Here is a 7,788-nt window from a genome sequence, read left to right on the forward strand (position 1 = left end):
GGCCAGGGTCGCCCCTGGGCACTCATGGCCGGAGTCGCGGCAGGGGCGACCCTGGCCTCTCTCCTCACCCGCACCCTCGTCCGCCGCAGACCAAGACGCTGAACCTCGCGCGGGCGCAGGCCGGAACGGGATAGGGGCGGGAGCGATGCCGTCCGAAGGGACACGGGCCGGTGCATGAGACGGCTCGTCATCGTTCCCGCCGGTGCCGCCACGCGCCGCCGTCGTCGGGAACGACGGCGAGCATATGGATCTCGACGCCCCCGTGGGTTCCCCGAGCCTGAAGGTGGATCGTCTCTCCCGGCGCGTAAGGCCGCGCTACCACGTCCACTCTCAGGAAACGGGCCCACTGCTCGATCGCGTCGTAGGCGGCACCGATCTTGTCTGGAGTATCGGCCCCCGGAGGGCCGACGTGACCAGTGAGGCACACCGGCCCCCAAGGGTGAACGGTCCAGCTGGCGAGCGGCAGATCGAGGGGCAGCACGTCGGCCAGGACCCGCACCGCCGGTTGCTGGGCCAGGACGTCCGAGTTCCGCGACCGCCTCCGCAATCGTCTCCGGGCGCGCATGTGATGATCCTCCGCGACGCCGGACGGGCCCGCAAGATCAGGGCGGGCAGTGTGAGCTTCCTGATCGTCCGGATCTCGGACGTGCGGAAGAAGCTTCATGTTCCGGCCGTGGCAGGGAGGGGCCGGTGCCGGGACCAGGCTCAGGAGGGCGTCCAACGATTGACCGGTGGCGGTCAGGTTGACCTGGCCGAACGGGCCGGGGAGTGTCGCCGGTCGTCGGTAGCCTGTCGCAGGTGGACGAAGGGGCGGTGTAGATGAGGCCGACGCTGGCGGCCGACGAGGTTCGGCGGAATCTGACGCAGTACCTCACGACGACGTTCGCGCTGGCGGACGAGCAGGTGCGCGACGGCCTGGAGCGCTTCCTCAACCATCCTGAGCAGGGCATCTTCCGCGGGCCCTACCTGCGCATCCGAACCCCGTTCCGCATCGAGGACGACGGGTGGCGCGGCCTTCTCCAGTGGGCGCCGGCCGGGTTCGTCCCCTACCGCCATCAGGCCGCCGCGTTCCGGCGCCTGACGACGTTCAACCACAAGGCGGAGCCGACGCTGATCACGACGGGAACCGGCTCCGGCAAGACCGAGTCGTTCCTGATCCCAGTGCTCGACCACTGCCGCAGGCAACGGAAACAGGGCAAGGCCGGGGTGAAGGCCGTCCTGCTCTACCCGATGAACGCCCTCGCCACCGACCAGGCCCAGCGGCTCAACGACTACCTCCGGCAGCCCGGCCTCGGCGACGTCACGGCGGGCCTCTACATCGGCGACACACCCGAGACCGGCTACCCGCGCGTCCTCACCCAGCGAGCAGAGATCCGGCGGTCGCGTCCCGACATCCTCATCACCAACTACAAGATGCTCGACCTCCTCCTCCAGCGCGCCGACGACCTCAAGCTCTGGGAGGACGCAGACCTCGCCTACATCGTCGTGGACGAGTTCCACACCTACGACGGCGCGCAGGGCACCGATGTGGCGATGCTGCTCCGGCGGCTCGCGGCGGCGACCGGGCACAGCGAGCCCGGCCTGCCGCTCGGGAAGATCTGCCCGGTCGCGACGAGCGCGACGCTGGGGGAGAGCGGGGACGGGGCCGAGATCCGGCGGGTCGCCGAGACGGTGTTCGGTACGCCTTTTGAATCAGACTCGGTGATCGGGGAGGACCGGCAGAGCGCGGACGAGTTCATCGAAGACGCCGGGATCGACTACACGCTGCCCCTTCCGGACCCGCAGGAGCTCGCGTCCATCCCCGACCCGCACGGCGACGACGGCGCCATGGCGCAGATCATGCAGGCCGTGACCGGGCACGACTCGCTCACCCCGCAGGAACTCGGAAAGGCGCTGCGGCAGCACATCCTCACCAGCGCCGTCCTCGAAGTCCTGGACGGGAAGCCGCACATGCTCGGGGAGATCCTCGAACTCCTCCCGCGCAAGGGCGCCTACAGCTGGGGGACGGCGATCCGCCTGTCGCCCATGCAGGCCGCGGCGGCGCTCGCGCGGTTCGTCGCGCTCCTCTCCGAAGCGCGGGACCCGGAGGACGCCGACCGACCGTTCTTGCATGTCGAGACGCATCTGTGGGTGCGGTCGGTGACGCGGCTGCTGCGCGCGGTCGGCCCCCGGCCGGGGTTCGGCTGGTACGGGGAGGCACCTCCGCCGCTGGACGCGGAGACCACGGTCACCGGCGCCGGGCGGGAACTGCTGCCCGCCGTGTACTGCCGCCACTGCGGACGGTCCGGATGGGCGGCGATCTCCCCGGAACGCGACCCGCACGACCTGGTCACCGACCCGGCCCGCATCTACCGGTCCGGCATCTCCGAGAAACGCCTCGTCCGGCCGCTGATCACCGCGACGCGGCGCGAGCTGGAGGCGCGGGCGGCGGGGGAGCCGGGCGGCCCGAACGTCCTCGTGCTGGCGGCGAACGGGCAGCACGTCCGGCCGCTCGACCCGGAGAAGGACCTGGAGAACTCCGCCAGAGCCGACTTCCGGGACGTGTTCGTCCTCACCGACCTCTCCCACGTCAAGGAGAGCAACCGGGACGCCGAGAACGACCGCTGCCCCGCCTGCGGCATGGAGCAGGGCACGCGCTTTCTCGGCTCCGGGCTGGCGGCGCTCGCCTCGGTCGCCGTCACGGAACTGTTCACCGGCGGCCAGCTCGAGAAGCAGGAACGCAAGACGCTCCTGTTCAACGACTCGGTGCAGGACGCAGCGCACCGGGCCGGGTTCGTCGCGAACCGGTCGTTCGGGTTCTCGCTGCGCCTTCTCCTCGCGTCCCAGCTGGACGACGCCGACGGGCCGAAGCCGCTGCACGAGCTGATCTCCGACACCGTCAAGGAGGCCAGCGTCCCCGAGTACCTCCCCTCCGTGGTGCCGCCCGACCTGCACGACCGCGACGACGTCGACGCGCTCCTCGCGGGCGAGGCCGAAGGGTCCGCGCGGACGTGGACGCTGATCGGGGAGCGGCTCGCGTTCGCGTCCGTCCTGGAGTTCGGTCTCCGCTCCCGCCAGGGCCGCACCCTCGAACTCACCCGCACCGTCGCCGCCGAGGTCGCCGTCGACGACATCGACCGCATCGCTGACCTCGCCCGCGACCTCCAGCTCGCCGGGCCCGCCGCGCTTACCGGCCTGCCCGGCCACGACACCTACGTCGCCTACCTGCGCGGGCTCCTCGAACGCATGCGAATGCGCGGCGCCATCAAGCACCATTGGCTCGACGCGTGGATCGACGGCGCCGGAACCAAGCGGTACATGACCATCTGGGGCAAGCGCCCCGACGGGATGCCCGCGTTCCCGCGCGGATTGTCCGCGCCGCGCTTCGTGCTGGGCGTGCCGAAGGACCGCAGCGAGTTCGACGGGATCACCGGGCGGCAGTCCTGGTTCCAGGACTGGACGGCCCGCTGCCTTGGCATCGAACCCGGCGCGTCCGGCGCGTATCTCTCCCGGCTTCTGACCGTCCTCACCGACGAGGACGTCATCGCGCGCCGCACCGCGGGGGACGGCGCCACACCCGTCTTCGGGCTGCGCCCCGGCCACGTCCAGGTGCGCAAACTCGACGACGACCAGGTCGAGGCCGCCGGCGTGTACTGCCCCGTCTGCAACTGGCAGCAGACCGTCCACCCCGAACGCCTCCGCGAATGGGTCGAGGCGCCCTGCCCCCGCTACCGCTGCACCGGACGCCTCGACACCGACACCCGGCGCAGCGACCTGTACGAGAAGGACTACTACCGGAGTCTCTACCTCAGCAAGAACCCGTTCAGCGTCATCACCGCCGAGCACACCGGCGCCCTCACCCGGCCGCAGCGCGAGGACGTCGAGCAGAAGTTCCGCGACGGCACCCGCTACAGCGACCCCAACGTCCTCGCGTGCACGCCGACGCTGGAACTCGGCATCGACATCGGCGACCTGTCCGCCGTCGTCCTGGCATCGCTGCCGCGCTCACCGGCCAACTACGTCCAGCGGGCGGGACGGGCCGGACGCAAGACCGGCAACGCCTTCCTCCTCACGCTCATCGGGCGGAACCCGCGCGACCGGTACTACCTGACCGACCCCACCGACATGATCGCGGGCGACATCGTGCCGCCCGGCTGCTACCTGTCCGCCGTCGAGATCCTCCAGCGCCAGTACGTCGCGCACCTCGTCGACCTCGCCGCCCGCGAGCGCTTCGACGGGCTGCCGCCGATGCCGCGGCTCGCGTCCGCGCTGTTCGGCGAGACCGGCTGGCTGACCGCGTTCCAGGACGCCGCCCTCGCCGAAGCCGGCGTGCTCGCCGACGGCTTCCTCGCCCTGTTCGCCCAGGGCGACCCCGAGACCGGCGTCACCGAGGAGGCCGCCCGGCGGCTCCGCGACTTCGCCGCCGCTGGCCTGGCGGAGACCATCGCCGCCGCCACCCGTGTTTGGGACGAGCGGCTCGCCGACCTGCGCGCCCGCCTCGACGTCATCGACGCCGCGATCGCCGCGATGATCGACTCCGACCGGCAGCAGCGGGACCGCCGCAACGAACTGCGCGCCGAGCGCCGCGCCGTCCAGGCCCGCATCGGCGAGATCGGCCGCAGCGACGCCCACGGCACCCTCGTCGAACTCGGGCTCCTGCCCAACTACTCGCTCATCGACACCGCCACCGCCCTTGAGGCCACCCTCACCTGGGAGGAACGCGTCGGCGACGAGACGGGCGAGGCACCCGTCCCCGCCGGCCGGCAGCGGACCGACCGGGCCCGCGGCGACCGGCGCTTCCACAGCGAACTCCGCGAATACGAGCGGTCCGCGTCCCTCGCCCTCACCGAACTCGCCCCCGGCAACCACTTCTACATCCGCGGCTACCGGCACGAGGTCACCGGTCTCGACATCGGCACCCCGCAGCGCCCCGCCTACCAGCAGTGGCGCGTCTGCCAGGAATGCGGCTACGTCCGCACCACCGCCGCCGCCGAAGACCACAGCCCCTGCCCGCGCTGCGGCAACGAGCGCATCGGCGACAGCAGCGGCCTGCACACCGTCCTCATCCCCACCCGCGTCACCGCCCACGACCTGCGCGACGACGCCCGCATCCGCGACGACCACGACGACCGGCAGCGCCGCTACTACGAGACCGCCGTCGCCGTCGACATCCCCCGCGGCGAGATCGCGCCCGGCGCGTGGCGGCACGCCAAGCGGGTGCTCGGCGTCGACTTCACCCGCCGCGCCGTGATCCGCCGGTTCAACCTCGGGTCGCTGCGCATGGACCGTCCCGCCGGCGACCCCTTCGCCGGGGACCTGCGCCGCCTCAACCCGTTCCACGTGTGCCGGACGTGCGGCGGCGCCACCGCCGACGGACCGCCCGACCGCGACGGCCGGCTCACCGGCACCGCGTCCGGGTACGACACGTCCCGCAGCCACCACCGGCCCTGGTGCCCCCAGCGGCGCGGCGGCGATGTCGAGCACGAACCGCTCATCACCGCGCACGAGCTGCGCACCGAGGCGCTGCGGATCCTCGTCCCCATCGCCACCACGATGATCCCGGAGCGGACCGTCACGTTCCAGGCCGCGCTCATGGCCGGGATCGCGAGAAAGTACGGCGGCGACCCCGCCCACCTGCGGATCGTCACCGCCACCATGCCCGACCACCTGCACCACAGCGGGCACCGGCGGCGCTTCCTCGTCCTGCACGACACCCTGCCCGGCGGCACCGGCTACCTGCACCGCATGTCCACCGAGGCGGGCTTCCGCGAAGTGCTGCAAGAGGCGTACGAGGTCGTGTTCCACTGCCCGTGCGCCAACGAGGAGGGCAAGGCCGCCTGCCACCGCTGCCTGCTGTCCCACGTCCGGGGCGACGAGTTCGACAAGGCCGACCGCGGCCTCGCCGTCGAGATGCTCACCGAGCTGCTGGAGGAATGGGAGACCGCGTCCGTCGCCAGCACCGACGACATCTCCCTCGTCAACCAGGTCGAAAGCGAACTGGAGGCCCGGTTCCTCGACGCGCTGATGCGGTGGGCGCGCAAGCCCGGCAGCGGCCGCGCCCTCAGCTCCGGCCCCCGGCTCAACGACCGCCGCACCGCCGACCTGCGCATCACCGCCGGAGACGACGTCGTCCACTGGCAGGTCATCCTGCAGCACACCATCAAGGAGACCCGGCCGGACGTCTACTTCAAACGGCTCGACGGGACGCCCCTGGAAGTAGCCGTCTACCTCGACGGCTACAACTACCACGCCGCCCCGCACGCCAACCGGCTCGCCGGCGACGCCGCCAAACGGGCCCGGCTCCGCGCGCACGGCCGCGTCGTTTTCCAGATCACCTGGGACGACGTCGAGCAGTGGGAGAGCGGCCAGTTCCTCGAATCGCCCGCCTGGATCCCGTACCAGGGCATCGCGCAGGGACGGGCGCGCGAGGGCTACCTGCAGTACGGGGGCGACCCGGCCGAACTGGCCGCCCTCATCTGGGCCAACCCGATCCAGACGCTGCTGGCCTTCCTGTCCGACCCCGATGGCGACCGCTGGCGGCGCCGCGCCGAAGCGGCCGTGACCGGGCTCGTCATGCCCGGCGCCGAAAGCCGCCGCGCCGCGTCCGAGGGGATCGGCGACCTGCTCACCGCCGCCGTCCGCGGCGACACCCTGCCCACGCCGCCGCCCGGCGACCTGATGCTCGTGCGCACCCACGACGCGAGCGGCTGCCCCCTCACCGTCGTCGCGAACGCCCGCACCCGGGCCTGGACGGGCCTCGCCGTCATCGACGACCGCACCGCCGCGATCGACGCCGACGAGGACGCCCACCGCCGCCGCTGGCACGGCTGGCTGTACTGGGGCAACCTGCTCCAGTTCCTCTCGTCCGGGGACGGCGACGGCGTCCAGCTCGCCTACACCGACCTCGACGGGTTCGACCCCGCCGCCCTCGCCGTCACCGGCGGCGAGGGCCTCCTGTCGACGCTCAGCCTGCTGCCGCCCGACATCGACGACCCGCCGCCCGGCAGCGTCCACGAAACGCCACCGGAACCTGAACCCCCCGCGCCCGGCCCGCACCAAGCCGGCCCACACCAAGCCGGCCCGCACCAGGTCCCGCCGCCTCCGGCGTCCACCGAGCCGTTCGCGGACCCCGGCACCGCCGCGCCGGACCCCGCGTGGGCCGAAGCGCTCGACCTCCTCGACCCCGATGAGCCGCGCCTCACCGACCTGGCACGCGGCCTCATGGCGCGCGGCGTCCCCGCCCCCGAAGTCGGCTACGAGCTGGGCGAACAGGCTTGGCAGGCGGAACTGGCCTGGCCGGCCGCCAAGGTCGCCATCGTCCTCGCGGGCAACGACGATGAGGCCACCGGCCGCTACCACGCCTACGCCCAGGCCGACTGGGAGACGCGGTCGGCCGCATGGTGGGACGTCGACGAACTGGCGGAACGAATCAAAGCGGAGAACCGATGACCATGCAGGGCGAGGCCACGCTGCGGCTGCTCGACAAGGCCGACAAGGAGATCCAGAAGCTGCCGCGCGTCGTCAAAGGCGCCATCTACGAGTTCCAGCACGACTTCCGCAAGAACCCCGACGCGCGGGGCCTGCGGCTCAAGCAGCTCCAGGGCCACACCCGGCTCTACTCCGCGCGGATCAGCGCCGAGTACCGGGCTCTGCTGCTGCACGCCGGCAGCCGCGACTACATCCTCGTCGCCGTCCGGCATCGCAAGGACGTCTACGACAACCTCGACCGCTACCAGTACAAGATCAACGATGTGACGGGCGCGATCGAGTTCGTCGACCTCGTCAGCGTCGAGGAGAACGTCTCCACGC

At 72.0% G+C, this 7,788-nt stretch carries 3 protein-coding genes; 2 read left to right on the forward strand and 1 reads right to left on the reverse strand.

The genetic code is table 11. From position 1 onward, the window contains the following. Window positions 1-187: 187 nt before the first annotated feature. A complete protein-coding gene (locus tag E1293_RS41640; RefSeq protein WP_132204786.1) occupies window positions 188-664 on the reverse strand; it encodes a hypothetical protein in 477 nt (158 codons plus the stop codon). A 155-nt stretch (window positions 665-819) separates the two neighbouring features. Here E1293_RS41640 and E1293_RS41645 point away from each other — a divergent pair, with 155 nt between their 5' ends. Next, on the forward strand, window positions 820-7,428 hold the full coding sequence (locus E1293_RS41645) for a DEAD/DEAH box helicase (protein WP_132204788.1): 6,609 nt from the start codon (window positions 820-822) through the stop codon (window positions 7,426-7,428). Continuing rightward, window positions 7,425-7,788, forward strand: a 364-nt coding sequence (locus tag E1293_RS41650; protein WP_424923722.1) for a type II toxin-antitoxin system RelE family toxin, incomplete at its 3' end; no start/stop codon positions are given. The genes E1293_RS41645 and E1293_RS41650, both read left to right, overlap by 4 nt.

The organism is Actinomadura darangshiensis (assembly GCF_004349235.1).
GTDB classification, from domain to species: Bacteria; Actinomycetota; Actinomycetes; order Streptosporangiales; family Streptosporangiaceae; genus Spirillospora; species Spirillospora darangshiensis.